This is a genomic window from Limosilactobacillus sp. C0001E2 (genome assembly GCF_056590915.1).
Genome location: NZ_JBWPXC010000008.1, coordinates 24422 through 50548, shown reverse-complemented (window position 1 = coordinate 50548; position 26127 = coordinate 24422). Strand labels below are relative to the sequence as shown.

Annotated in this window: 19 protein-coding genes; 11 read left to right on the top strand and 8 right to left on the bottom strand. The window is 41.3% G+C overall.

Features of this window, described 5'->3' with window-relative positions:
* Positions 1-133: 133 nt before the first annotated feature.
* The 3 genes from AC1EKL_RS07865 to AC1EKL_RS07855 form a co-directional block, all read right to left on the bottom strand.
* On the bottom strand, positions 134-3616 hold the full coding sequence (locus tag AC1EKL_RS07865) for an SEC10/PgrA surface exclusion domain-containing protein (protein ID WP_480189550.1): 3483 nt from the start codon (positions 3614-3616) through the stop codon (positions 134-136).
* 162 nt (positions 3617-3778) lie between these two features.
* Positions 3779-4531: a LytR/AlgR family response regulator transcription factor gene (locus tag AC1EKL_RS07860; RefSeq protein ID WP_480189551.1), complete on the bottom strand. Its 753-nt coding sequence runs from the start codon at positions 4529-4531 to the stop codon at positions 3779-3781.
* A 145-nt stretch (positions 4532-4676) separates the two neighbouring features.
* Entirely contained in the window at positions 4677-6047 is a 1371-nt protein-coding gene (locus AC1EKL_RS07855) for a GHKL domain-containing protein (protein WP_480189552.1), read from the bottom strand.
* A gap of 68 nt (positions 6048-6115) precedes the next feature.
* Here AC1EKL_RS07855 and AC1EKL_RS07850 point away from each other — a divergent pair, with 68 nt between their 5' ends.
* The 11 genes from AC1EKL_RS07850 (at position 6116) to AC1EKL_RS07800 (ending at position 13518) form a co-directional block, all read left to right on the top strand.
* Positions 6116-6862 (top strand): double zinc ribbon domain-containing protein, encoded by a 747-nt coding sequence (locus AC1EKL_RS07850; protein ID WP_480189553.1) that lies wholly within the window; start codon positions 6116-6118, stop codon positions 6860-6862.
* Positions 6863-7074: 212 nt separating this feature from the next.
* Positions 7075-7656, top strand: a complete 582-nt coding sequence (locus AC1EKL_RS07845) for a hypothetical protein (protein ID WP_480189554.1) — start codon at positions 7075-7077, stop codon at positions 7654-7656.
* Positions 7657-7665: 9 nt separating this feature from the next.
* On the top strand, positions 7666-8823 hold the full coding sequence (locus AC1EKL_RS07840; RefSeq protein WP_480190272.1) for a zinc-ribbon domain-containing protein: 1158 nt from the start codon (positions 7666-7668) through the stop codon (positions 8821-8823).
* On the top strand, positions 8813-9694 hold the full coding sequence (locus AC1EKL_RS07835; RefSeq protein WP_480189556.1) for a zinc ribbon domain-containing protein: 882 nt from the start codon (positions 8813-8815) through the stop codon (positions 9692-9694). The genes AC1EKL_RS07840 and AC1EKL_RS07835 overlap by 11 nt, the downstream gene beginning before the upstream one ends.
* Positions 9695-9705: 11 nt before the next feature.
* Positions 9706-9864, top strand: coding sequence for a hypothetical protein (locus AC1EKL_RS07830; protein ID WP_480189557.1), 159 nt, complete (start codon positions 9706-9708; stop codon positions 9862-9864).
* A gap of 10 nt (positions 9865-9874) precedes the next feature.
* Positions 9875-10501, top strand: a complete 627-nt coding sequence (locus AC1EKL_RS07825) for a hypothetical protein (RefSeq protein WP_480189558.1) — start codon at positions 9875-9877, stop codon at positions 10499-10501.
* A gap of 8 nt (positions 10502-10509) precedes the next feature.
* Positions 10510-11235: a zinc-ribbon domain-containing protein gene (locus AC1EKL_RS07820; protein ID WP_480189559.1), complete on the top strand. Its 726-nt coding sequence runs from the start codon at positions 10510-10512 to the stop codon at positions 11233-11235.
* A 13-nt stretch (positions 11236-11248) separates the two neighbouring features.
* On the top strand, positions 11249-11692 hold the full coding sequence (locus tag AC1EKL_RS07815; RefSeq protein ID WP_480190050.1) for a hypothetical protein: 444 nt from the start codon (positions 11249-11251) through the stop codon (positions 11690-11692).
* A gap of 9 nt (positions 11693-11701) precedes the next feature.
* Complete coding sequence (locus tag AC1EKL_RS07810) at positions 11702-12139, top strand: zinc-ribbon domain-containing protein (protein ID WP_480189561.1); 438 nt, start codon at positions 11702-11704, stop codon at positions 12137-12139.
* Between the two features lie 168 nt (positions 12140-12307).
* On the top strand, positions 12308-12919 hold the full coding sequence (locus tag AC1EKL_RS07805; protein ID WP_480189562.1) for a hypothetical protein: 612 nt from the start codon (positions 12308-12310) through the stop codon (positions 12917-12919).
* Positions 12919-13518 carry a hypothetical protein gene (locus AC1EKL_RS07800; protein ID WP_480189563.1) on the top strand — a complete coding sequence of 200 codons (600 nt, stop codon included), beginning with the start codon at positions 12919-12921 and terminating at the stop codon, positions 13516-13518. The genes AC1EKL_RS07805 and AC1EKL_RS07800 overlap by 1 nt, the downstream gene beginning before the upstream one ends.
* A gap of 271 nt (positions 13519-13789) precedes the next feature.
* Here AC1EKL_RS07800 and AC1EKL_RS07795 read toward each other — a convergent pair whose 3' ends face one another.
* The 5 genes from AC1EKL_RS07795 to AC1EKL_RS07775 all read right to left on the bottom strand — a co-directional run bounded on the left by AC1EKL_RS07795 (position 13790) and on the right by AC1EKL_RS07775 (position 26106).
* Complete coding sequence (locus AC1EKL_RS07795; protein WP_480190271.1) at positions 13790-19642, bottom strand: MBG domain-containing protein; 5853 nt, start codon at positions 19640-19642, stop codon at positions 13790-13792.
* Positions 19643-19657: 15 nt separating this feature from the next.
* Positions 19658-21181: an MBG domain-containing protein gene (locus tag AC1EKL_RS07790; RefSeq protein WP_480189564.1), complete on the bottom strand. Its 1524-nt coding sequence runs from the start codon at positions 21179-21181 to the stop codon at positions 19658-19660.
* On the bottom strand, positions 21154-23850 hold the full coding sequence (locus AC1EKL_RS07785) for a Rib/alpha-like domain-containing protein (RefSeq protein ID WP_480189565.1): 2697 nt from the start codon (positions 23848-23850) through the stop codon (positions 21154-21156). Before AC1EKL_RS07785 ends, AC1EKL_RS07790 begins: the two co-directional genes overlap by 28 nt.
* Positions 23819-24403 (bottom strand): KxYKxGKxW signal peptide domain-containing protein, encoded by a 585-nt coding sequence (locus AC1EKL_RS07780; protein ID WP_480189566.1) that lies wholly within the window; start codon positions 24401-24403, stop codon positions 23819-23821. Before AC1EKL_RS07780 ends, AC1EKL_RS07785 begins: the two co-directional genes overlap by 32 nt.
* Positions 24404-24762: 359 nt before the next feature.
* Positions 24763-26106: an MATE family efflux transporter gene (locus AC1EKL_RS07775; protein WP_480189567.1), complete on the bottom strand. Its 1344-nt coding sequence runs from the start codon at positions 26104-26106 to the stop codon at positions 24763-24765.
* Between the last annotated feature and the right edge of the window lie 21 nt (positions 26107-26127).

Sequence of the window (26127 nt, the reverse complement as noted above, 5' to 3'; positions counted from 1 at the left end):
ACTCCGATTGAATATCGAAATCTTACCTTAGAAAAAGTTGTCTAAATTAAAGTGTCCAACTTACAGGGTTCACTTCATGGAAAAGAACCAAAATTAGTCCTTTTTTCCAACCCTTTTTAAATTACTTACTCAATCAGCCGCGTTTCTTGTCTAATTCAGCGAGGCCAAACATACTCAACAATGAGGCAGCACCTAAGCCCAGCATTGCTAAGCTGTCTGCATTACCAGTTTGTGGCAGCTTCTTATCATTGTTAGCCTTAGTTGGTTGAGCATTACGAACGGCAGCAGTTTGTGCTACTGAACTATTTTCCTTAACGGCTTGACCATTAACGACTTTCCAACCAGCAAGAATGTTGCCATTGGCATCAACGACATGATTATTCACAACCTTAGCACCTGCTGGTAATTGTGAATCAGTCTTTTCATCAGTTGAAGGCGTTGGCTTGCTTGATGGTGTATTAACACTAATTACCGGTGTTTCGTTCACTTCGTCCTTATCCGTGATGGTGTAGGTAACGCCATCCATGGCCAGCTTGTAGCCAGCAGGAAGCTTCAGTTGGTCACCACCAAAGGTCTGACCAGGCTTACCAGTGAAGGTTTGCGTACCAACAACCTTGGTAATTGGGGCACCCATTGGTTCATAGCCAACTACTTCAATGTAGTGAACTGTCAGTGTGTGTTCTTGCGTAGCAGGCTTATCATCGCCCTTATTAGGATCCGTTGATGGGGTCGATGGTGTATTAACACTAACCACTGGTTGTTCCAGTGTGCTGTTTTGATCACCAATAGTGTAGGTTACTCCATCCTTCGCTAACTTGTATCCCGCTGGTACGTTAAGTTGACTGCCACTGAAGGTATCACCCTGCTTACCAGTAAAGGTTTGCGTACCGACAACCTTGGTAATTTCCTTACCATCTGGTGCATACCCAGTGACTTCAATATAGTGAACTGTCAAAGTATGGTCAGTTTCCGTTGGCTTCGTTGGGTTAGTAGATGGAGTGGTTTGCTTAGCAGCAACTACCAATACACCTGGAACATTAAATGCCTTGGACTTAGAACCATCAGGGAAGTCCAAAATAACTTCTTCATCGTAGGTTCCTGCAGTTTGAGCATCCTTTTGAACTTTGGCAGGATCTGCCCATTCCACTGTCGTACCTTCTGGATAAGTACCATTAGTTTGCGCTAGTACCATAAACATTGCAGCAGAGGCAGTGTTAGTATTCTTAATGAAAGCATCGTCAGTCAGCTTTGGTGCAGGAATGTTAGTATCACCAGCAGTGACGTTAACCTTCATTACCAAGCTAGGATTCAAGTTGGTGTACTTAACGTTGTCCTTTTGCGTTAACTGATCTAATTGTGCTTGTAAGTCCATCAAAACTGCTTGGTCAGATTGTAATTGCTTAGCAACACGATCATGGTTATTTTGCGCAGTTTGCAAGTCCTTTTCTGCTTGTTGTTCTGCATCAAAGGCTGCCATGTACTTCTGGGCAGAAGCATTTTGCTTATTCGATAACTCAATGTGCTTTTGGTCTTTAGCAGTGACATCTGCTTGCAAATCATCAATTCCCGCTGCTTTTTGCGCATCATTCACTGTATCTTGAGCTGCACGGTATTGACTTTGTAATTGATTGTATTGCGTCTTTTGATCACCAGAGAGAGCTGCTTCTTCTTTGTCCCGCAGCTTCCAGTTTAAGAAGTCACCATAGTGTGGTACTAACTTAACCAGTTCAGCCTTTAGAGATGTTTCTTGTTGTTGAGCAGCCACCACTTTTGGATCCTTCGCTAAAGCAGCCTTGGCAGCGTCCAGCTTTTGTTGTGCTTCGCTAGCTTCCTGACCAGCGGCCCGGGCAGCGGCAAGATCAGCTTGGTTTTGGTTCCAAGTATCTTTACGGGTTTGCACAGCAGCATCGTAAGCTGCCTGCTTGCTATCAACATCTTGTTTAGCAGTATCCACGGTCTTTTGATCATTAGCAACTGTTTGCTTTTGTGCGCCAACCTTTGGTTGCAGGTTGGATACTTGCTGGGCCGCCTTCAACTTACCAAGCAGTTCCTGATCCTTCGCCAGAGTGGCCTTGGCAGCGTCTAATTGATTCTGCAGCGTGGATGTTTGACTGGTCAAACTATCCTTAGTTGATTGAGCAGTTTGAACCGCTTGCGTTGCTTGTTGCAACTTAGCTTGGGCATCTGCTAATGTTTGTGAAGAATTCAGTTGCGCCTTTGCTTGATTATATTGATCTTGTTCAGCCTTACTCAAGTAACTAGCGTCAAACTGTAAATTATCTTCTTTGCTGGATAATTGCTTAATCGTCCCTTGAAGGTCACTAATTTGTTGCTTCAAATCGCTAATCTGATTATTTAACTTTTGATCATTAGCCGTGGCGTCCTTGGTTGGCCCCATCGCAGCGTAATTGTTAATTGTGTTTGTTACTAAATCATTAGCTTTATCGGTATCATTAACGTAAGTGGTGTCAAAGGTCATTACGTAGAAACCGTTGTCCAATAATTTAAAACCAAATGCCGCATTGTAATTACCGTTTTCCAAGAAGTTATCACGGTGACCCCAATTACTGTCTGCATCAACCATTAACATTCTTGAAACAGAACCATTAGCATTGTTAAGCAAGCTTAGCATATTATCCGCGCTTGCATTTACTAATGCTAAGTTCTCTGAATGCCAGTTTCCAAGGACTGAATTCATATCTGATTCATTATGGTCTAATACTCTTGCTGATGGTTGGGCAGCCCGCGCCATCGCCCGCTTAAATTGGTCTTCGGTCATCACAAATGGTGCTAAGCCACGTTGTTCACGAGCATGGTTCAGTTCATTCAGCAGTAAAATTGATAATTCCCGTGCTTGGTCTTCCGTCATCCCACTAGTGGCATTAACCTTGTCAAATTCACCATATGGTGAATACGCTTCACTTGCTAAATTAGCTGTTGATGGCGCAGAAGCACCATGATTAGCTGACTTATCATTGTCTGGGCTAATGTAAATGTTGTTCGGAACCAGTTTTTGATTCCAGGTTGTATTGCCGTTTTGCTCATCACTATAGAAGTTGTCCCATAGGTTATTACGAGAAGCATTTTCTAATAGGGACTTGCTCTTATCAATTCGGCCATTTGGAACCGTTGCGGTCTCAGTTTGTGAATTTAATGTGCTGACTTGATCGTTCAGCTTATTGATCTTAACTTGTGCCTGTTCTTCTTTACGTTGCAGGTCAGCTTGTTGATAGTAGTTGGCCTTTTTGGTCAGATAATCAATTGTTGATTGCGCTTGATCAGATGACATTGAAGAATTCTTGAGGGCATCAATTTGTGATTGTGCGTCCCGTTGATCTTGCTGAGCCTTTTGCAGATCTTGACTAGCTTGGTCAATGTCCTTCTTGTTGGCATCCACCGCAGTTTGTGCCTTGTTAACCGCATCTTGATCAGCACTAACCTTTTGTTCTTGTTGTGCAACTTGGTCAGTTGAATTTTGAGTCGTATCAGCGGCAGTGTTGGCTGTCGTGTCCGCATGGGCGGTTGTAGTGACCAACGTAGCTCCCGCAGCGAATGCCATGACGGTAGCCGTCATCCACAACTTACCGGATTTATACAATTTCTTATGTTCTTTCATTCTAAAAACTCCTCCCGATAGTCAAAGTTGTCTTATTCACAAAAGTTATTGTACAAATTTTCGACAATCAGTGATGCATTCAATGGTTTCCTTCTGCATTGAGCGGTTTTTTTTACTAAAAAAGGCCCTCAGGTTCGGGAAAGCCGAACTTGAGGGTCTTAATTACCATTGAATTGAAGAGTAGTTATTTAAAACTTCCATTAGTTTCCGCGTTTTTAATCGTGATACGGGAACCGTCATTTCACTAGTGTTAAATTTAACCGTGTGTTTTTTGACATTCAAGCTGCGAATGTTCGCCAAATTTGCCAAGTAGCTACGATGAATCCTAAAGAATTCCTCAGCTTGCTCTTCTAACTCCCGCAATGACATATTAATTGGAATCTTCTGATTATTTTCCGTATACATAAATGATGCATGGGTATTATCCGGATTGCTTTGGAAAAACAAGATATCATTGACGTAGACTTTAATAATTTCATAATGACTCCGTAAAGTAATCGTCTTGCCCCGCTTTGGTAATTCCAGCTTTTTGATTACTTTCGTAAAGTCACGTTCAAGGCTTTGTACCACCCGTTTTGGATCTTTAACAATAAAATCAAGGGCTTCGACTTGATATTGGTAAGTTGTAGAAAGTAATTCATCATGAACCGTTAGAAAGATGATGGATGCTTCTAAATCATATTGACGAATCTTTTGACTAAACTTTAACCCGACCTGGTCATCATCACCAATTGCTAAATCCAAAATGTAGACATTGCGAAGTGAAGGCTCTGGCATCGACTGGTTAATTTGTTCTAGCGTTGAAAACGTCCGCACATTTGCTTGAATATTCAGTTTTTCGCTAACTGAACGAACGTAATGATTAATCTGCGATAATTCAGCCAGATTATCTTCTAAAATGTAGACGTCTAGCACTTCATCGTTACCCCCCCACTAATAATTCAGTTACTATTTATAATATCAAACAATAAATGAATTATTCGGGGTTCCAAAACGATTTTTTAACTTTTACAGTTCGATGAACAAAGATTACCATTAAATGCATTCTTTTGAGAACCATTTAGGCTTTCGGAATCCGAATAGCCTGCTTAAACCAGTAATCTTGCGAAGTTTCTTCCTTCGTCACACTTGGATAACGAGAGAGAATCATCCGTAAGTTTTTCAAACCAATTCCGTGGTTATCCGTCAAGTTAATCCGCCGAACATCACGATCTAGCTTTTGTAAGTCTAGTTCCCGATCCTTGGTAGAATTACCCACCACGATGTACTGGAGACCTGACTTTTCAAACAGACTAAAGTTAACTTGTTTTTCCTTTGACAGCTGAGCAGCATTGATCGCGTTATCCAACAAGATTGAAAGAACCCGATCAACATCTAGTTGGTCCATTAACGAACCAAACTTAAACGGTTGGGCAATTTCTGCTTGAAAGTCGACCTCCGCTTCGATTGCTTTCATCACCTTGCTATAAACTAGACTCTTTACATCCAAATCTTGGATATTTACCAGTCGGCCGAGGACACTTGCTTTATTGCTGACCTCTTGCTCGGATGGTTTCAAAACCCGGTTGAGAATTTCTTTAGATTGTTGAATATCGTCATTCTCTAATGCCCCAGTTAAACTATACAAAACGTTTTTGTAATCATGACGGAAACGCCGCAGATCGTCATACATCGATTCAATATGACTTGTGTATAATCTTAAATTATTGAGCTCAATTTGTTGATCATCCACCATCGTATTTAATACTAGGTAACGATACCGGAGATACATTAGCAGGTAGAGGGCCAGCAGCCACATAATATTAATGACTAGTTGCCACACCGGCGTAATCGAAATCAACCGGTAGTTAACTGCATACATGAAAGGATACTGAGCAAGCATTCCTAAATTAATTAACCACGTAAATAGCGGATTTGATGGAACCACCGTCCTTAAATATTGTCTGATGAAGTTTTGAGCCCATTTAACTAATAAGGGTACAAAAATGATCAAACAAAGACTATAAACAATATCGAGGACAATCACATAATTATCCGTACCCAACCGTTGATGAACATGAAAGGGCGTGTCCACACAAAGCGAAAATAAACTAACGTAGATTCTCTGAATAAAGCGAATTAGGCCAACCGAAATTAAGAACCCAGTAGCCACTTTGTTAAAGGAAACTGAACGACGAAAAGCCAGTGCATACAGAATTAGAATTCCAATGAATAAAACGAGATAAGTATTGACTACTGCAATTGTAAAGAGGCCAAGGAAACCGAAGATTGCATAATATGACCAATTCAGCTTTCGCTGGGTAATTTTAGTATAGCTCCACAATGGAATCATTAGGACAAACATCATATAAAAAACATCCGTCCATATATCCACATTAAATGGAAAATGAATCATATTATAAATCGCTGGATTTTGTAAAGTAAAAAACACTCTCAACACTCCTTCTTTTGAATGCTAATATGATAGCATGATTTTAATCATAAAACGGAGGTGATGAAATGATTTGTCCAAGATGTAAAACGAAAAATCCCGACAATACCCAATATTGTCATAAGTGTGGTTATCAACTTTATACACTTAAACCCGTTGACGTAAAAATTTGTCCAAACTGTGGAAAAATGAATCCCTTGGATCAAGACGAATGCTTAAATTGTCACACCTCACTAAATAACACGCCAATTCAAAAAACCTGGAACAAGAATTTTTCCACTCCTTCTGATCACCGTTTATCTCCAAGTTCCAAGCTTATCCTTACGCTAATTATCATTACATTTGGTTTTATTATCGGAATTAGTGCTTTGCACTCCAACAACTACATCTCATCCAGTATTAAACCCTTTACCATCACTCGTCGTTATAATGAACCATCTTCAGCAACCAAGAAATTTTATATTGCAATCAATCTCCGAAAACCCGCTCAACGTGATCATAAAATGGTGATTTCCCGTGGAGCGCGATATTCGAATTACCACCAGCTCAATCACGTCAGTGTTCGGCAAGTTAAAGCTAAATACCAGGCAATACCGACAAGTCGGCTCCAAATTAAAATGTCGCCAACCGCTGCCCGGAAGATAAATCTGGCAACAATTCCGAAGAATCTAAACACCACTCATAGTATTAAGATCCAATACACCTGGCAATCACGCCATTGGTACAATGTAACTACTGATCGAAAGCACCAAGCTCTAATCGTCCATGGCCCTGATTTCACTGACTATATTTCTATTGGTGAGGCCGAATCATAATTGACTAATCATTACTGGCATCCGTTGGTAATGATTTTTTATATGGTTAAATTTTTTCGTTTAATGAACAAGATGGCACTTTAATGCAATTTATTTTCGCTAATTAGTGTAATATGAAAACGTTCATTTTCGGTTATGATTGGGATTTTTAAAACTAGGTGAAGTCCCCGGCATTTTGTCGGGGCTTTTTTTATGAAAGGAACGAATTAACAATGAAAAAACTCAAATGGGTCTTGTTAGTAATTGGTGTACTCATTATCTTTGTCGGTGCTTATTTTGCGGGCAAGATGTTTAATAAGTCCTCTGTGAAAAGAAGTCAAACCAGTTCTAGCTCAGTTGCAAAAACTAGCTCGAAGACTAATTCATCGGCATCTTCCAGTAATGATTCTGGCGATAAGTTGGATTATGACTCCATTACCCCAATGCAAACGGCGGCGGCAATTGCGTACTATGGTGATCATGTCGTCGATAAAGGATGCTGGCATGGCCTTTTCTCATCATATGGCGATGACCTTGACATTGATCAATTTGATAACGCAGATCATCTTAATGTTAAGGGACGTGGTAATTCGTGGGGCCTTCGACCAAGCAATATGAATGGCGGATCAATTGCCCAATACACTGTTGGTTCAGACGGTGAAGTCGCCTTTTATGATGTTAAGACCACTAACTTGCAAAAAGATAAAGACCCCCTTGCCACTGCCAACCTCCATGACATCATTAACTACGTCAACGACCATGGAGCCGTTGACCAAATCAAAGACAAAGCTCAACACATTCACTTACAGCAATAGGAGAAGATTATGAAATTTTGTAAATACTGTGGCGCTAAACTCAAGCCCAACCAAGTTTTCTGCGAACAATGTGGCAAGCGGGTTCAACCACAAGCTGAACAGCCGGTTAAGCAGGCACCTCAACCCAATCGAAATGCCGAAAAGCAAGCTCCTCATCATGAGTCAGCACCTAAACATCGTACTGCTACTGAAGATCAATCAACTGCTGAACATACCGATGATCGTCAGCAGCTCGAAGCAGAAATTGCCAAGTTGCAAGCTAAATTGAAAGATCAACAGCAAAATAACCGAATTAATGTCTTTCATCGATTAGCTTTCTCCAAGAAACATTGGCAACAAGTGTTCAAATTCATGAACAATAATTCCATCACCATGCTCTTTTTCTTTGCTTGGGCTGTGTTGTTGCCAACCCTTCGTTGGTGGTCATTAACCATCTTTTTGCTATTGACGTACTTATACCCACTCCTCTCGAATGAAGAAACTTATCCTTGGGAAAATAAGTTCCATGATTGGCTCAATAACAACGACCTTGATAATCTCAAACGTAAAATGGCTTCACTCGGTAAAGCCTTAATCGCTAAAAATCAGGTTGACCTAAAAGATGTAAATAATTATCAGGCCCAAACTCAACAGGCAACCCATCTTTCACGACAGGAAAAGAAAATGCTTAATTCTACTCCGGTCAATCACCACTTCACCACCGGAATTGAATTTATTTTCGGCCTAATCTTAGCCATTGTCGGTGGCATTATGTACTTCTCTAATCGCCCAACAGCGACGAGTATCGCATCACAAGCAACTTCTGTTATCAAAAGTGGTGCTCTCGATTCAAGTGGTTACCTATTCTTCTGGGGAATTTCACTCGGACTACTTGGGGTGGTGATGTTTATTGGTGGAATCGTCAATGGTTTTAAACACAGCCCACGTGGTCACGTCCTAAAAGTATTAGGGGCAATCGTTCTCTTGGCGTTCGCGGGGATTTGTTCATACATCTACGCTAATGTTGCTAACGCCAGCATGAGTGTTGTTGCCTCAATTATTAATGGTGATGCATCAGTCAGTGATTACTCAAATATGTACCAATTCATGAAGCTGTTGCCATGGATTGGAACCTTTATTTACGCAGTTGGAATTTTAATCAACGGAGTTTCTAATAATGAAGAATAGAAAATGTCCGCAATGTGGCACTGAATACAGTAAAGGTGCCAAATTTTGCCCCAAATGTGGTTATGATTTAACCAAAATCAGACGTCCCCATAATTCCCGACCACGCTGGACTTGGTACTTAGGAGTCATTATTCTTGCCGTCATTTTAGGTTGTTCACTATATTTTGTCACCAGGTCCACCATTGATTACCAAAGTATCCTGCGCCAATCTTATACTGGCACGGATTATCAGAATACATCCGGTAGTGTGATTTCGGATGATTTATCCTGTACTTACGGTTTTGGATCTTTTTTTGTTTTTGCTAGCCTACTGTGGCTATTGATTATCTTCGCCCGGCGAATTCATCAACCATTTAAAATCAAACTCATTGCCATTATTCTGATTCAAGTATTAACCGTTGGGATCCTGATTCTCAACTTTAGCAACCAACACCAATTTTCCTTATCCAGCAGTAAATTAGGAGAATCCTATACCAAGGAAACGTTGGATGGCACCATCTGGCGATATTCTTATTTTAAAAATAAGGAAGACCAGGATGACGATAGTGGTGACTATAAAAATCAAATTACCAAAGACGTTAGTGGCAATAAATATTCCCACGTCTTCCTTAAATTCAACAGTGATGGCTCCTTAGGGGGCAACGTTAACCCTTACTGGCTAGACGGCGATGATAAAGCCTACGCAAATAGTCAAAACAGTGACTACCGAACCGTTGGAACTTGGCACGTTAGTTCGGATGGTAAAGTCGATCTGAATTGGGACGATGCTGATACCGGTGCTTACAAATACGAAACCGTTAAGGTCAAGGTTAAGAAAAAGCACCACAAAAAGCATCATAAAAATATAAGTATAAATACAAAGAACAACTAACTCCCCAATTTGTGGATGCTTATGGTGATCCAGACACCTCCCTGCCCCGTTACTTCCCTGGTGACGATATTCACGGCAATGTTAGTTTTGGCGTCAAAGTAATTAAGATTCATGGCGTTATTCTGCAAAAACCAAATCCAGATGGCGACGTCAATGATCTCAGTGAATAGGAATTTAACAATGAAAGAATGTTCAAAATATCATTTTCAAAATACTGCTGATAGTGTTTTTTGTGCGAATTGCGGAGCTAAATTAGTTCCTGTCAAAAAGAATTCACACGCTACACATCATTATTGGATTTGGGGACTGGCGATTATATTGATTGCCCTCATCATCTTTGAAATTGGTGGTCACTCCACCAATAGTTCACGCTCTCATCACCCATTATCAGCTCAACAATTTAACGCTAAAACGGCTGATCGAAAAATGCAGACCGCGGCCATTCTATACTATGCCGGGGAAAATAATATTCGCCACTGGCCTAGCACCAGTGAGTACGAAGGTAATAAGAAAGTGACGATTAGTAAGGCTTCCAAAGATTACCAGCAGGGAACTAAACCAACCGAAATTAATGTTACCGACAAAAACCCTAGTAATGTTTTACTAGGTGGTGACGGAACGACATTTTTTGCTAAAGACGGGGATAACGTCTACTTCTATTATCAAGGTGGACCCATCACGACAGTTGATAAAGTCGACCAAAAACGCCCAATAATGACAGTTAGTTGGTCAGCGATTAATAGCTATATCAAAGACCACCACGCGTTCGCCAAAGTTCAAAAAATTGCTCAAGAAATCCAAAAATGAGGTTAATTATGAAAAAGTGTCCAAAGTGCGGGTTTGAAAATACCGAAGATAGTCTTTTTTGTGAAAACTGTGGTACCAAGCTCGACCAACCGAAAATTACGCAAAAGCGGGTCGACCACACAAGTAATTCTCAAGATAAGTCGCATCAAAAAGTCATCATGATTCTGTCTGCAGTTATCGTTATTCTGGTTGCACTGATTTTATTCTTATTAGGTGCACACAGCGGTCATTCCACAACTAGCTCTAACCATCGACAGGTTAGTTTAACGGCCAAAAAACAAAAGCACACTGACCAAAATAAAATGCAAGCCAATTCGATGAATCAAAAGGAGAAAATTGCGGCAGTTATTTATTATGCCAGTGTTAATAATATCCAATTCTGGGATAAGTTTAATCTCTATTCTCAACATGGCGCGCTTGCTCAACAAGGACTGGGTGGAGATGACGAACACCGTTACTATAAACAAGGGTCCAATCCCATTCGGGTTCAAGCTAATGGGCTAGGTAAAGGCGGTGGCGAATTTTTTACCACAGATGGCGATAAAGTCTACTTGTATCGTGTTCCTGATGGGCCAGGTAGTGAAGATGAAACAATCGATCAAACCATCGAAGAATTTAGTCATCCGCAAGCTTCAACTACTTGGTCAGATATTGCTAAATTCGTAAATAACCACCACGCCGGAAAACAAGTTCATGATCTGGCCAATAATATGCAAGTAACACAAGCAAAATAACAGGAGAATTATGATGAAAAGAATTTACCGTTGGTTAGGAATAATAATTTTATCTTGTCTAATAGCTTGCACAACTTCCTTCATTGCCAACGTTCCTGGACCATCTCAAATTGTTTCTGCCAATGACATTCATGGCATTACTCGCCCAATGGCTGAACGGTGGGCATGGTGGCATTTCTATACCTCCAATAATGGTACTCTTCCAAACGGTGCCGAGAAAATTCCGATCAACAACCAAAACTTTCGGGTGGTATCGTGGTGGACCCGTGGTCATAAACGAATCGTGGTTAAAATCATGCGAAAAAATCCTGGATTAAGGGATATTGAATACCGGGTGTATCGTGTTTCAACCGCCGGTAACTTAAAACTCCGGAATGACGCGCAAACCTATAGTTCAGGCACCACCGTTTGGGACATCGTTAGTCGTCAATACCATTCGTTAGAAAATATAAAGTGAGGAAATTACATGAAATTCTGTAAGTACTGTGGTGCTCAACTAGAGAGTAATAGTCAGTTTTGTCCCAACTGTGGTCGAAAGGTCGGCCATCAACCGTCCCCAAAATTAAAAAGTCATTCAATGACTAAACAACGTAAACTACTAACCGGAATTGGAATTTTGATTATCGTCTTTGCCCTGGCTGGCTTTGGTTGGTGGAAATACCAACACCCAAGTTTACAAAAAGCGGTCACTGGTTCTATTTATCAATGTACAGTTAGCGGCGAAATTGGTGGTAAAGACACCGATGGTACCATGATCATTTATTTAGCTTTTGACAATGATGGTCACCATCTTGCTGGTACAGTTAAGAAAAACGATATCAAGCAATTTGAGACCCATGATTTTGAGACCGTACTCCATAAGATTGATTATGATAAATTGACTTACTCAATTAATAATAAATAGTTTACTATGTACGACGGTGATTCGGTTGATAGTAAATTTAATATTGTTAAGTACAATCGCTCTTCGATTCAAGCCCGCATCAAATCATCCAATGATAGTGATTTTAATAATGATAAGCTGCAGTTCAAACTAACAAAAATCGGTGAGGTTAAATAACAGGAGATTGACATGACTAAAAACAACAAAGTTATAATCTGTGGCCTTTCAGTAATTGCCGTTATTCTTTGTGCCGTGCTGTTGTTCATACTAGGAACTAATAGTAGTAACCATTCCACAACCACTGCGCAAAAGAAATCTTCGAAGGTAGTTAAGAAAGCTGCACAAGCCCACTCTTCATCCAAGCCACAAGCAACTCAGCCGTCGTTTACGAATGAGGAACTGGCCGCGATGGCCTTAGTTGATCTCGGTAAATCAGATAGCATTGATCAAAAATTGAACGATGCCATGGCTGATACCACTGAACAAGTTGACCCACGTCAGGAAATGCTGATGCAAATCAAGCAGCTTAGTGATAATTCATTCCAGTTTCAAGAAGGTACCGCTGGATCAACCCGTTTGATCGTGACGATTAATGGTGACAGCATTGATCATAAAATCTCTGACATGACTGGCGAACACAGCGAAGGAACCCTCAACAAGAAAGATCTTATTAATCGCTACCATGATAAGAAAGCACAAATTGATGAACTGATTCAAAAGATTAATTACAATGACCAACATTCAGAAGAGATTAACCAGAAACTGATGGACGATGTATTAAGTGGAAGAGATGATCATTAATGAATAAATTTAAAATCATTTATAGCCTGCTCGGTGGGATTATCGTCGTTTTATGTGCGGTCTTGTTTTTCATCTTCGGCAGCAACAATGCCAACCAACAGTCCAAAGTGCAAAATAAGCCAACTTCATCTTCATCAACTAAGCAGCATCAGGAACAGCACTCTTCAAGTAAACCATCATCAGCAGCAGAACCACAAAAGGCGGAATTAAACAACGAAGAATTAGCGGTCGCGGCCTACATCAATTCGCTCCGCGGTGATTCAATTGACGATAAATTTAAGACCTTTAACGACTTAGCAAACGGTCAAAGTTCGAACCCAGCAACTGAACAACCGATGGCGATCGAACAACATGAAGATCCAACATTTCAGATTGGTGAAGGAAAGTTCGTCTTTGCATGGTACATCATCAGCTTTAATAATGATCAGATTGATGTTGATCACTATACTCACGGTAATAAGGATTTTAGCAAGTCATACAATAAAGATGAACTCGCCGCTCAATTTAGCACTTATAAATCCCAGCTCGATGCTGCAATTCAAAAGATTCAACAAAATCAGTCCCAAAATAATGTTCAAATGGACGATGGCGAAGGTTAATTGTCCATTGACAACTATCCCTTTATCAAACTTCATCCAGTGGGAGCGTGACAGAAGTCATTTATGACTTCGTTTTCACGCCCCCGCAAGTACAAATAGGCCTCCAGAGTTCGGCTTTGCCGAGCACTGGAGGCCATTTGTGTACTGCGCTGTTCGCTTTTTATTAAAGTAATCGGGTTTGTGTCACAGCCCCACTTTTTTATTACACAAAAAAAGAGCTGGAAAAGAACTAAAATTAGTCCTTTTTCCAACTCTTTCGAGAATCGCTTATTTACTTGCCACGTTTTTTATCTAAACCAGCAAGGCCAAACATACTCAACAGGGTAGCAGCACCTAAGCCCATCATGGCTAAGTTATCTGCGTTCCCAGTTTGTGGCAATTGGTTCGTGTTTGTCTTCTTATTAATATCAGTATGTTGGGCTGATGAATTCTCTTTATTATGATCCGTTACATTACCCTTGCCGCCAGGAAGCGTACTATTACCATTTTGACCTGGTTGTTCACCATTGCCACCTGGATGAACTGGTTCAGTGTTCTTGACGTAGGTCACGTCAACGATTATGACACTAGGAGTATTAGCAGTTACTACTAATGCTGCAATCTCACCAGGTTTTGCTGTGTAGCCAGCAAATTGGTGTGGTGTAAAGCCTGCTAAATTGTCGCTAGCTGGATTCCAATCACCTTCACTGCCTGCGATCAGCTTTCCAGTTACCAAGTCATACTGGGCAGTTCTAGTAAAGTGAACCGTTTGAGTCTTCTCAGAAGCTGGGATTTCAGCTAACTGATCTTGACTCAAGCCATGGTAGTTGATCGTCCGCATTACATCCTTAACCAAGCCATTTTCCTTAAACCAGTTTTGATCTTCCGGCTTTGGATTGGTAGATGGATCAGTCGGGTTAACTTCGACAATCTTATGAACCAGTTTGATGTACAAATTCTGCGTCAAATCTTTACCAAATGTGTAATTATTTAACTCAGCTAATGGCTTTTCACCCGGAGCGAGAAGATAGTTTTCCGGAAGCTGCAATCCAAGATCAACCGTTGAATCAGCTACGCCGGACTTGGTGATCTCTTGACCAACCTGCTTGTTATCTTCATCAGTATCTTGGAAGATAACGTGGACAGTTGCATCCAACGTGAATTCAGCCGTTGAAGAAACCTGCAGCTTGTAGTTCGGGTTGGCCTTTTCCAGAGCATTCAAACTCTCTGGCGTCAAACCAATCAGGTAGGTTCCAGATTCAGTTGGGGTACCGTTAACAAATTGGTATGTCAGTCCTTCAGGAACTGTTACCCCAGCAGGAGCATTTACCTGGTAGTGAGTAGCATCAATTGTGGTTCCTGTACTTTCTTGACGACCGGAAATGGATACATTAGTAACCACCGGACTGATCACGTACTTGAAACGACCTTGTTCAGTAATCTGGTAGTTTGGATTATCCTTTTGCAGTTGAGCCAAACCAGCCAGAGTTAAAGCGATGTAGTAAGTACCAGCATTTGTTGGTGCGTCAATCTGATTACCATTAGCGTCGACCCATTCATAGTCACCATCAGTTAAGTTAGCAACGTTCAAACTTTCACCATCAACTAAACCATTAGCATTAAAAATACCAAAGTTTGCTGCATTGTGATCAATCGTCGCTGGTTGACCATCATAAGTCTTGCCATCTGGGGTGCTGGACTTATCAGTTAAGGTCACAGTCAGTGGCTTCGGGTCAATAGTGAAGCTTGCCGAACCCTTTAGACTGTTGGCATTCAGAGTTACATTGCCACTGCCGGCATATTGATTAATTGCTTCTTGCAAGTGAGCAAGACCAGCCGCACTTAAAGTAAGTGTGTACGTTCCCGCATTGGTTGGATCATCAACGTTCCAAGTATAATCACCAGTTTGGAGGACATAAGTATCCTTATCAGTGCTGCCTGGGAACCCAAACGTTACTGCAATCGTCCCATTAGGACTGATTACTTCATCATTAGTAACCGCCTGACCATCATAAACCTTACTATTTTCACCACTCAAAGTAGCAGTACCACTAACCGCGTTAATGGTGTAAGTAAACTCACCATTAATGGCATCACTCGCGAAGCTGTAGTTTGGATTGTCGTCCTTGATCTTATCAATGCCGCTCTCCTTAAGCTTCAAGTAGTAAGTACCAGCGTTTACTGGATCACCAGTCACAGTGTAAGTACCATCAGCATTCTTTGTGTACCATGCATAGTCATTCGCAGTTAAGCCCGTGGTATTCAACTTTTGTCCTTGAACAAGATCATTACCATTCAAAGTAACCTTGTTCAAAACGTCCGCAACACTGGTCCCTTGACCAGTGTAATTACGTACATCATTACCACTAACCACAACCTTTGCAGCCTTCTGGGTAATTGCGTAATTAATAGCTGCACTAGCTGCATCGAAGTTGTAGTTCTGGTTAGCTTGTTGAAGTTTAGCAAGCGCTGCACCCTTCAACCGCGCGGTGTAGTTACCAACATTCACTGGAGCCGCATCAAGTTGTTGACCACTCGCATCATACCAGTCAAAGTCATCGGCAGTAATTCCTGTGTCAACTAATGGCGTATCAGCAACCACACCGTCGCCACTAATCTTCAAGCCACTAACATCAAGGTTTGCACCTTGACCGTCGTACTGCTTACTTTGGTCATCGCCGGAAATTACCACATTCGTAATGTTCTTCGGCGTGATCACAAAGCTAGCGGTCCCTGAAAGATCATCGGTATTAATCGTGACGTTGCTTTCACCATCTTGACCTGTCCCGTTCAACTCAGTCAAACGAGTTTGCAAATGACTCAAGATCTTGTCTTTATTCAGAGTGATCTTGTAGGAATCTCCAACATTAGTTGGTGCCTTGCCATCACTGGTGTTCCAAGTGTAATCACCATCTTGCAGAGTGTAACTTCCCAGGTTGATTGTTTTAACCAAGGTTGGAGCATCGCCTGGTTCAGCACCTTGCTCATAAACTGGCAGAGTCAAGTTAACCACAATCTGACCATTAGCATTCACTTCAGTCGTGGTTACCGGCTGGCCATCAAACACCTTAGAGTTTTGACCAGTTAATTCCGCCTGACCAGTAGCTTGATCAACAATGTAAGTACCAGTTGAATCAAACGTCCAATTGTAGTTGTCACCATTAGCGCCGTCTAAAGCCTTAATGCGTTCCTTACCACTTTCGGATAAGACAACATCGTAAGTGCCAACATTTGTAGCGTTAGCACCATTAGCAAATGTCGAATCACTCGGCTGTAATTGGACCTCTGTCGCAGTGCCATCTGCCTTGTAAATCGTGACATAGCCGACACCATAGTGACCAGAAAGATCATTCGGTAACGTCTGCTCAGCATCATAAGTCTTCTCCCAACTGCCGTCAACCGTAACGTTTGCATCGCCTTTTTCAACCTTTAATTGCGCGGTGCCGGTCGTATCAGCAGTCGATTGTGGGTATTCATAGTCAGTCCCTAACGCTTTTTCGATGTTCTGCAAGCCTTGATCAGTCAATACGACTGAGTAATCACCAGCATTGCCTGGCGTTTGCGTGTATTTCAAATCACCAGCTTGGAGATTGTACGTTAAGTCATCACCATTTTCGGTAGTGATGGTCAATGTATAACCGTTTGGCTGATCCTTAATTGTGTTCAGCCAATCTGGAGAACCATAAGTAACTGATCCATTGCCGCTAAGACTAATCTTCACTGGCATTTGATCAATAAAGAAGTTAGCAGTTGCTTGATCGGCATTCTTCCAATCATAATTCTTGGTTACATCACCATGACCAGTAATTGCAGCTTGCACCTTAGCTAAACCAGTAGCCGTCAAACGAAGCGTGTAAGTACCAGCCTTTGAATTACTTGGTACAGTCGTCAAATCAGCAACCGTCAGCGCCACCTTAGTTACAACTGACGTTTCCTTACCATTAACTGGCGCAGTTACATCAACTGTGTATTGACCATCCTGAACAGCGTTCGAAGTACCATACTTTACGTGTTGCGCACCGTTAATCTTTAAAGTAGCAACAGCAGGAATGATATTATATGAAGCCGTATCATGTTTTGGCACAACTACTGCAGAGTAATCAGTCTGACCATTCTGCGCAGCTTGTACATCAATGGTTCCTGAGAAGTCATAGTCTGGATACAGTTTTTGTAACTTATCTGCTAACTGCTTAGCAATCTTGACTTTGTATTCACCAACATTGACAGGGAGCGCAGCGCCCTCTTGACCATCACCGTTAGTATCAACATAAATATCGCCATTTTCTAAAGTGATCTGCGGCTTTGGGGTTGAGCCACTCCAGTTACTGAAGTCAATCTGATATGCACTCGGATCAAGCGGCATGGACGTTCCATAAGTAGTGGTTTGACTACCAGTTAACGTCAATTCAGCCTTTTGAGCATAAATTAAGTACTTACCTGAATCTTCAGCTTGCGTGATATTGTAGTTGCTTGCATTCGCTAACGCTTTGACCTTAGCAATCGCTGCATCAGTGAGACGGACATAGTAAGGATTATCCTTAGCAATTAGCGTTTGTCCTTGGTTATTAATCCCGGCGTTAGCGTGAACAGCTGGTTGACCATTCTTATCAACCACTTCAAAGTCAGCTGGAGTGAAGTTGTACTCAAGTGATGGAGCATCATTAGAAGTATTCCAGACTACTTTAATTTCACCATCATCAATTTGCTTTTGCGTAATTTTAGCGTCTTCACCGTTATAAACTTTGGAAGCTGTCCCAGAAACAGTCAGCGACAAGTTAGCTGGAGCAACGGTATACGTAATCATCCCACTAATCGTGCTATTGCCATTTTGATCAACAAAGCTGTAGTTCTGGTTAACATTCGCAATTGCGGCCTTACCCTTGGCATTCAATTGTAAGTAATAAGTCCCGGCATTCACTGGCGTAGCTACAGCATTACCATCCTGGTCAACCCATTCGAAGTCTTCACTCGTCAGAGTCGGCATCGTTAAGTTTTCAACATTGTTGAAGCCATAATTCTTCTTCGCTTCCGTATTTGTTGGGACAAACTCAACTTCCTTACCGTTATAAGTACTCTTCTCGCTACCGTAAAGCTGAACGTTTGGGGCAACAGCTTGAGTAATTACAAAGTTAGCCGTACCGCCATTTGCTGGCGTAGTAGTTAAAGCAACATTACCTTCCCCAACGGCACTATTAATCAAGTCTTGGACCTTAGTTAAACCAGCTTGGGTCAAACTAATCGTGTAAGGGCCGACATTTACCGGAGCCTTGCCATCAGCAGTGTTCCAAGTGTAATCACCATCTGCAAGAGTCATTTCCTGAGGCAAGTTAGCAATTTCACCGTCGCTATTGATTACAACTTTGATTGTGGAGTCGCCGGCGTAAAGATCAGTGGTAGTTGCAGCATTACCGCTGTATACCATCGAATTCTGACCGCTAAGGGTAGCAGTGACCTTCGCCTGCTTAACCTCGTAACTACCTTCACCATCTGAAGCGGTGGCGCTCCATGTAACGTTGTCACTATTGAGTGCCTTAATATTCTTCCAACCCTGATCAGAAATGCGAACCTTGTAAGTACCGACATTTACCGGGGCAACAGAAGTCCATTTCCTATTGACCAAGAATTCAAGATCAGTCGCCTTCAAATCATAGGTTGGATTATTTGGCTCATCCAACGTAACCGTGAAGTCTTTCCAATATTCAGGCTTAACACCGCCATTATAACTCCATACCGGATCACCGGAGAAGACCGCACTAGCCATGTATGGCCCAATCTTCAACGTACCAGTAGCATCACTATTTACGGCCACTGCATAGTTATTACCAAGAGCATTTTGAATCTTGTCCAGACCATCCTTAGTTAAAGCAATCTTATATGATCCGACATTTTTGGCTGGGCCGTCCACAATTGTAAAGTCATCTGAATCAAGCGTTACCTTGGTCAGGTTGCCAACAGCACCAGTTGTGTTGCCGTCTGCTCTAGCGATTGAAACAGTTACACTGTTCGTGCCGTCAGCTTTATAGGCAACGTCATAAGCTGCACCCTTATAGGTTTCCGCTTGAGTACCACCAACACTAACCACGTTCTTGGATTTTTCAATCGTAAATGAAGCAGCTCCGGAGACCGCATTATCAGCGAACGCCACATTACTTGCACCGTCTTAACCAGTACCAGCCAAGGACTTGATGTAGTTTTCAATATTGGTAATCCCAGCTTGCGTCAAATTAATGGTGTAATCACCAGCATCAGTGGCGTTGCCAGAAATGGTGTAGTCACCTGATTGCAAAGTGTAACTAGCATTGTTGCCGCCTGGGAAGTTCAAGTTAACCTTAATTTGACCATTGCTGTTCAACTGATCAACTGAAATTACTTGACCATCGTAAACCTTAGAATTATTACCGCTCAAAGTTGCAGAGCCTTGTGCAGGAGTAATCTTGTAAACACCTAAACCAGTGTTAGTTAAAGTGTAGTTTGGATTATCTGCTTGTAACTTCTGGAATGCAGTATCAGTTAACTTGACATAGTAAGTACCGACATTCGTTGGCTTCGTAGTTAAAGCATTGCCATCAGCATCTACCCATTGATAACTATTACCAGTAATACCAGTTGTATTAAGAAGTTGACCATTAACAGTTGCAGTAATTTGGAACTTACTTGGATCGATTTGATCAGTTGTTTGAGCATTATAAACTTTGCTGTAGTTACCTTCTTCAGTGTTAGCTAACTTAGCTGCACTTGATAATGGCGTAATCTTGTAACTAGCTTGACCACTAATTGCACCATCGGCAAACTTCACATTGCTTTCGCCATCTTTGTAGTCATTCCAAGTCAAAATTCCAGTTACGAGATCTCTTACACCAGTACGGTTAATGGTAACGGTCTGACTTAAATCTTTCGTTTGCTCAGTACCAGTTGCAGCGGGAAGATATTCTGTAATCTTTCTTGTAAATGTCTTACTGAAATCATCACGAGTTACCAACTGACCCTCTGCAGTCTTAGTACCATCTGGAATATTAGAATTTTCACCAAGTACTTCTGTCTTGTGTTTAACATGAATGGTAATTGTTGCACCAGTCAAGGCCTTTTCTACCGCTTCTGTCTTATCCCACTGGTAGTTAGGCACTGTCCAATCTGTAGAAGGGTCAGTTAATGGTTCTTTATAGTTGCCGCTAAATGTAGCTCCTTCAGGTACACCCGTTGCACCAACTGATGCATAATAACCAGCATTAACACCGGCTGGGAAAGTTCCTGCAGGGAAATTGACAATATAGTATCCACCATTTGCTGCGTTAGCACTTGGGACTTCAGTAGAATACAATTCCTTGTTTTCAGTATCATCCCAGAAAACAATCTTAAAGTGCATCGACTGGTGAACGCCAATCTTGACTACTACTGGCTTCTCACTAAATTCCTGCAAAGTGTATGACGTTGGAAGTGATTGTCCATCAGCTAAAACGTAGTCATAAACGCCCTTTTCGCCTTCCGGCATTGTCATTGTAAAGTCTAGATTAGTTTTTTTACCAGGAACAAATTCTTGTGAATAAGCTTGGCCGATCACCTTATTATTATCGTAAGTATCAACGAATTCAAACGTTACTGGCTGAGCAACAACAATATTTGTAGTTAAATCATAGTAAGAATTACCATCTGCATCAGTTAAAGCTCCAATCGTTCCCTTTGGCACAGATACACGCACAGAAACGTTTGATTGCCGATGACTAAACTACCGTCCGCATTAGTCTTCAAACCTGACAAACTATAAGTTGGTGTGTAATCAGTACTTTCTTGCTTGAATGTACTTGGCTCACCCGCTACACCACTCTCATTGTATGTCTCATATGAAACAGCCTTACCATTATTGGTTGTTAAAACTGCTCCTTGGTTATCACCATTAGCAATACTTTCGCCGTCAGTCTTGCCATACTGTTTTCCATTAGTATTAAATTCAGGATTATCAACTGCAGTATCCTTTGGGATTACAGTTACGTAGACCTTGATATCCTGATCTAGGCCACTATCTGCATAATGAACTGTAATTTGTCCCTGATTAGTAGCATTACTATTAACATCTTGAGTCCACTTAGCAGTATGTTCTGGCCAGTCTGAAGGTAAGTTCAAAACTGAGTCAACACTTGGAATTGTAGTGCCTTGAAGCACAGTGATGGTCCGAGTATCGTTAATTGCTACGGCAACTGTGACTGGCTTAGTAGTGATTTCATGCTTACCATCTTTAGTCAAATAATCAGTTGGGTAGGTTGCAGTAATGGTTACGTTTGAATAAGATCCTGGTTTACGCCAATCAGGTTCAGTATTATCAACAAATTGGAAAGTGGTACCCGCTGGAAATACGTCCTTGTTAGTAACCAAATCAGCAGCAGTTAACTTAGTACCATAATCAACGGTCTCATTCTTAGCAGTTACCTCAGCATGTGAGTGGAGCGTGACATCAGATACTGTGTACACAAATGGTTCATTAGCTGCCGCCGTTGCTTTAGCGTCATAACCAGGTAACTCAATTGTGATCGAGCCTGTCTTACTTTCGCCGGCCTTGTCAAAAATTAATTCGTTTGAACCGTCTTCACCTTTCCACACAAATTTGGTGCCTGCTGGCCAATTATTAATAGTAGCCCCATAGGCTACATTTTTATTCGTTGATGTCCCTAGATCATTAGGGGTACTTCTCACATCCCATCTGCTATAGCCATTGTCAATTAGCTGTTGCACACTGGTTGGGTTCTGTATAAAGGCAGCTAAATTGCGATTATTAACCGTACCGTCTTTATCAGCTTCTGCGTATGTCCGTGCGCCATCTGTAATATCGACATCTAAATTAGCGTCATTCTTTAAAGTTGGTGCTAAAACTTGACCTTCTGTAGTTAAGTTCCTACAACTCACTGAATAATTAGGCGTTCCAAAATAAGTTGCCTTACCATTACCATTGGTAGCTGCATACCATTTTTCAACTTCTTTTTGAAATTCATCCGTAGCAGCATTACTCATAATCGTATTAGATGTCCAAATTAGCGGTTGAACCGATAGTATTTTTAGTGGCTCTCCGTCAGAATCCGTCATCACCTGGCCGTTTGAATCCACCGGCTCACCATTAGAATTAATGGTAAATAATGGCTTCCCGTCAGAGCCTTTAATGACCTCGCCATCTGATCCGAGCGGCTTTCCATCAGTATCAGTGGTAAATGACACTGATTTACCATTGAGGTTAATGGTAAACCATTGTTTTTGATTTAGGATCGCATTGTAATTAATAACAAATTTTCCACCGAAAATACCACCAGTACCATTTACTATGCTTCGTATTAATTCCAAATTAGTTGGTGAAATAGTTGTTCCGTTAGCTAATGTAATATGGACATTATCCTTTAATACGCCATTTTTAATGAGGTTTTGGAATTCAAGCCTGTTCTGCATAGCGAAAGCTCCGTAGCCTCTACTATTGATATTGTTAACGTTTTTATTATAGATGTACATTTTATCGTTGACCAACGTTGCATATTGTACGTCTACAGTTTGTACGTTAGCGTTTGGTAGGCCGTCAAGACTAATGGTGAAGCTATTCTCATCACTATTGGTAGATGACTTCAATTTACTTGCATCCGCTCTAATTCCTAAAGCATAAGCTAACGCATAATCTTGGTAGAAATATTCACCCCAGGCACCGCCATTCGGACCATTATCGATAGTCGGGTCAAATGCCAATGAAGAGTCGTCGCCTTCATGTGACTGAACAGTAATCACTGGATGACCAGCACTATCAATCGGAATGTCAGTTCGCAAAGCGATCTCTTTAACCACATATGGAATCTTAACCGTGTAAGATCTACCAATTACCCGAACGGGCTGTCCATTGGAATAACCCTCATCACCATAGGCACTGATCGCATGATCGGTTACTTCAACCTCTGCCCAGTGAATACCAATTTTACTGGTATCAAGCGGGGTTACCAACTTGGCAGTTACACCTTCGCTATTACCAGCAACAGTCTGCCCGTAATTTAATATATTAGCCAAGCTGTTGCCATTAGCGTCGGCAGTATTAGGATCGGCCTTGTCACCAACATTTTTTACATAATAATATTTTTCTGGACTAAGGGTAACTAGCCCTTCAGCATTAAAGTTGGTGTCAACTTCTGCAGTTGTCCCATCACCATAAGTTACCCTAACTACAGCATCATAATAGACATCATCTGGACCTGTCCCTGTTGTAAAGCCGTCCTTGACGACTTCCACGGTTTCGCCTGTGGAAGGATCTGTATAACTCACCCAAGAGAACTTGGCACCAGCCTTTTCTAATTCGCTGTAGTTCTTAATGAAGTACTTGGCATCGTTGTTGATCAAGGTAGTCCCCCGGAACTACCGACATCATGTTTGCATCAACATTTAAAGCAATTGGAGCAATATTTTCAGTTGCTGCTTTTGACTCTTTTAATGTACTGGTGTCAGCATTTGTTGACTGACCAACCTTTAAAGTCTGATCATTGGTTGGGTTATTGCTACCATTTTTTTCATCCTGCGCTGCTGATTTGTCGGCTGAAGCTTCTGAAGTAGTGACATCATTTGATGAATCAGCAGTTTGTTTTGCCGGTGTCGAATCGCCGCTAGTCTGTGATTCTGGTTGTTCACTGGCAGTAGAACTTAATACTACTTTAGAAGAATCGGTACTATTACTAGTATGATCAGTCGAATCATTACTAGATACTTCTGTGGCTTGTGGAGTGGTACTCCCTGTATCGGAATTTGCGTCAGCACTTGCACTGACATTCATAACCGCAGTCGCACCAAATGTCAGTAAGAACGTTGCACAAGCGGTTATCCATTGTTTCTTTGCTTTGTATAATTTAAAGTTTCGTCTTTCTGGAACCAGATTCCTTTGTCGATTATTCTTACCCATTTGCTCCCCCTCTTACATTTAAAATTTAGTTCAGTCATTCACCTATCATTGTAACGCTAATCAGCTAACAAGTTGTAATTCACGTTTCAATAATTTCCCTTTAAATACTTAATGGCAACTTACTTCCAAACTACCAGGAAACAAGTTACCATTTGCGTTTGATACACCTAAATTGTATCATGCATATCATTTGAATAATAGCTATCCATCACTAATTATTAATGAATTTTAAAATAATCTTTATTAAGTAATGCTTTATTTTGTAGTCATAAAAGCATTTTCAATCTAGCCAGGCATGTAGCTGCTAATATCAGTGCGGGTTAAGAATGATCATTGATTAACGACTTTTTCTATCTACACTATTTTCTCTGCTCTTTAATCTTATCTTTTAAATCCAAACTCTTTTCATAAATGAAGAAACCAATGATACAAGTCACAACATCACTGATGGCCTGCGCCCATACTATTCCGTGGTAACCCATCAATAATTTCATTCCTTCTAAAACGATGAAATAAACAATTCCTTGTCGCGCAATGGCCATAATAAAGGCGCCCCACGCATTACCGATTGATTGAAAAATCGTGGTGTATACTAACACGATCCCAACCACTGGGGTTGTAATAATCGTAGCTAGTAGCATGTAACTGCCGGCGCTCACAATATTTGGACGGTTCATAAATAGAACAACTACAGGGCGTGCAAACAAAATCAACAGCCCTCCAACGATTACTGCATAGACAACCTGAACTAAGATATCAAACTGCAGAATTTCTTTCAGACGTTGCCAGTTTTTCGAACCATAATTATAGCCAAGAAGAGGTTGCGCACCAAAGGTGAAGCCGACAATTACCAAGATCACAATGCCATATACCTTTTGCGTGATCCCCATAGCAGCTACTTTATCAGCCCCATAAATAGCAAGCGAAGAATTCAGGAGTGCCATACCAAAACTTTGGGCAAAGTTAGTGATTGAACCTGGAATACCAATTGCCACGACGTCCTTGAAAGATGTTCCATCAATCTTCAGCTTGCGTGGATTTAGCGTAATAAATTTCGCCTTTTTCCAAATGAATCCGACCAACATGACGTCAGTAACGGTATAGCCCAACACGTTAGCAATCCCTACTCCCGTAGCGCCCATCTTTAATACGAACAGAAAGATGGGATCTAAAATAATGGCTAGGATCGTCCCGGTCATTGTTGCAAGCATCGCCTCAATTGCTAAACCTTCCGTCCGAATTAAATTTTGTGGAATCAAACTGAAAATAATGAAAACCGCTCCGATCGACAGCACACGATAAAAGTTGGCAGCTTCGCCATACGTTGCTGCACGAGCGCCCAACATCGTTAAGATTGGCTTTTCAAAAATTAATAATAAAACCGTCAATGCTAAGCCAGTAATAATTCCTGCATACATACAGAAACTGCTGATTTTCCGTCCTAATTCATAGTTTTGTTCCCCAAACAAACGGGAGATCACTGATGAACCACCAAGGCCAAAAATATCAGCAATCGCCAATAAAAAGGTAAAGAGTGGTGCACCTATGGTGATTCCAGCAACCAAATTAGTATCCCCAGTCTTAGCGACAAACATCGTGTCCGCTAAATTGTAAATCATGGTCGTGATCATGACTAAGACGACAGGCAACGCTAGTTTAAAGTACACCCGCTTAACTGGTGCTTTTTCAAATAGTTCTTCCATATCCTACTCCATAAAAAAGCA

Excerpts from the sequence above, each read along its gene's own strand:
- AC1EKL_RS07865 (WP_480189550.1), bottom strand. The coding sequence starts at position 3,616 with ATGAAAGAACATAAGAAATTGTATAAATCCGGTAAGTTGTGGATGACG.
- AC1EKL_RS07850 (WP_480189553.1), top strand. The coding sequence starts at position 6,116 with ATGATTTGTCCAAGATGTAAAACGAAAAATCCCGACAATACCCAATAT.
- AC1EKL_RS07845 (WP_480189554.1), top strand. The coding sequence starts at position 7,075 with ATGAAAAAACTCAAATGGGTCTTGTTAGTAATTGGTGTACTCATTATC.
- AC1EKL_RS07840 (WP_480190272.1), top strand. The coding sequence starts at position 7,666 with ATGAAATTTTGTAAATACTGTGGCGCTAAACTCAAGCCCAACCAAGTT.
- AC1EKL_RS07835 (WP_480189556.1), top strand. The coding sequence starts at position 8,813 with ATGAAGAATAGAAAATGTCCGCAATGTGGCACTGAATACAGTAAAGGT.
- AC1EKL_RS07825 (WP_480189558.1), top strand. The coding sequence starts at position 9,875 with ATGAAAGAATGTTCAAAATATCATTTTCAAAATACTGCTGATAGTGTT.
- AC1EKL_RS07820 (WP_480189559.1), top strand. The coding sequence starts at position 10,510 with ATGAAAAAGTGTCCAAAGTGCGGGTTTGAAAATACCGAAGATAGTCTT.
- AC1EKL_RS07815 (WP_480190050.1), top strand. The coding sequence starts at position 11,249 with ATGAAAAGAATTTACCGTTGGTTAGGAATAATAATTTTATCTTGTCTA.
- AC1EKL_RS07810 (WP_480189561.1), top strand. The coding sequence starts at position 11,702 with ATGAAATTCTGTAAGTACTGTGGTGCTCAACTAGAGAGTAATAGTCAG.
- AC1EKL_RS07805 (WP_480189562.1), top strand. The coding sequence starts at position 12,308 with ATGACTAAAAACAACAAAGTTATAATCTGTGGCCTTTCAGTAATTGCC.
- AC1EKL_RS07800 (WP_480189563.1), top strand. The coding sequence starts at position 12,919 with ATGAATAAATTTAAAATCATTTATAGCCTGCTCGGTGGGATTATCGTC.
- AC1EKL_RS07780 (WP_480189566.1), bottom strand. The coding sequence starts at position 24,403 with ATGGGTAAGAATAATCGACAAAGGAATCTGGTTCCAGAAAGACGAAAC.
- AC1EKL_RS07775 (WP_480189567.1), bottom strand. The coding sequence starts at position 26,106 with ATGGAAGAACTATTTGAAAAAGCACCAGTTAAGCGGGTGTACTTTAAA.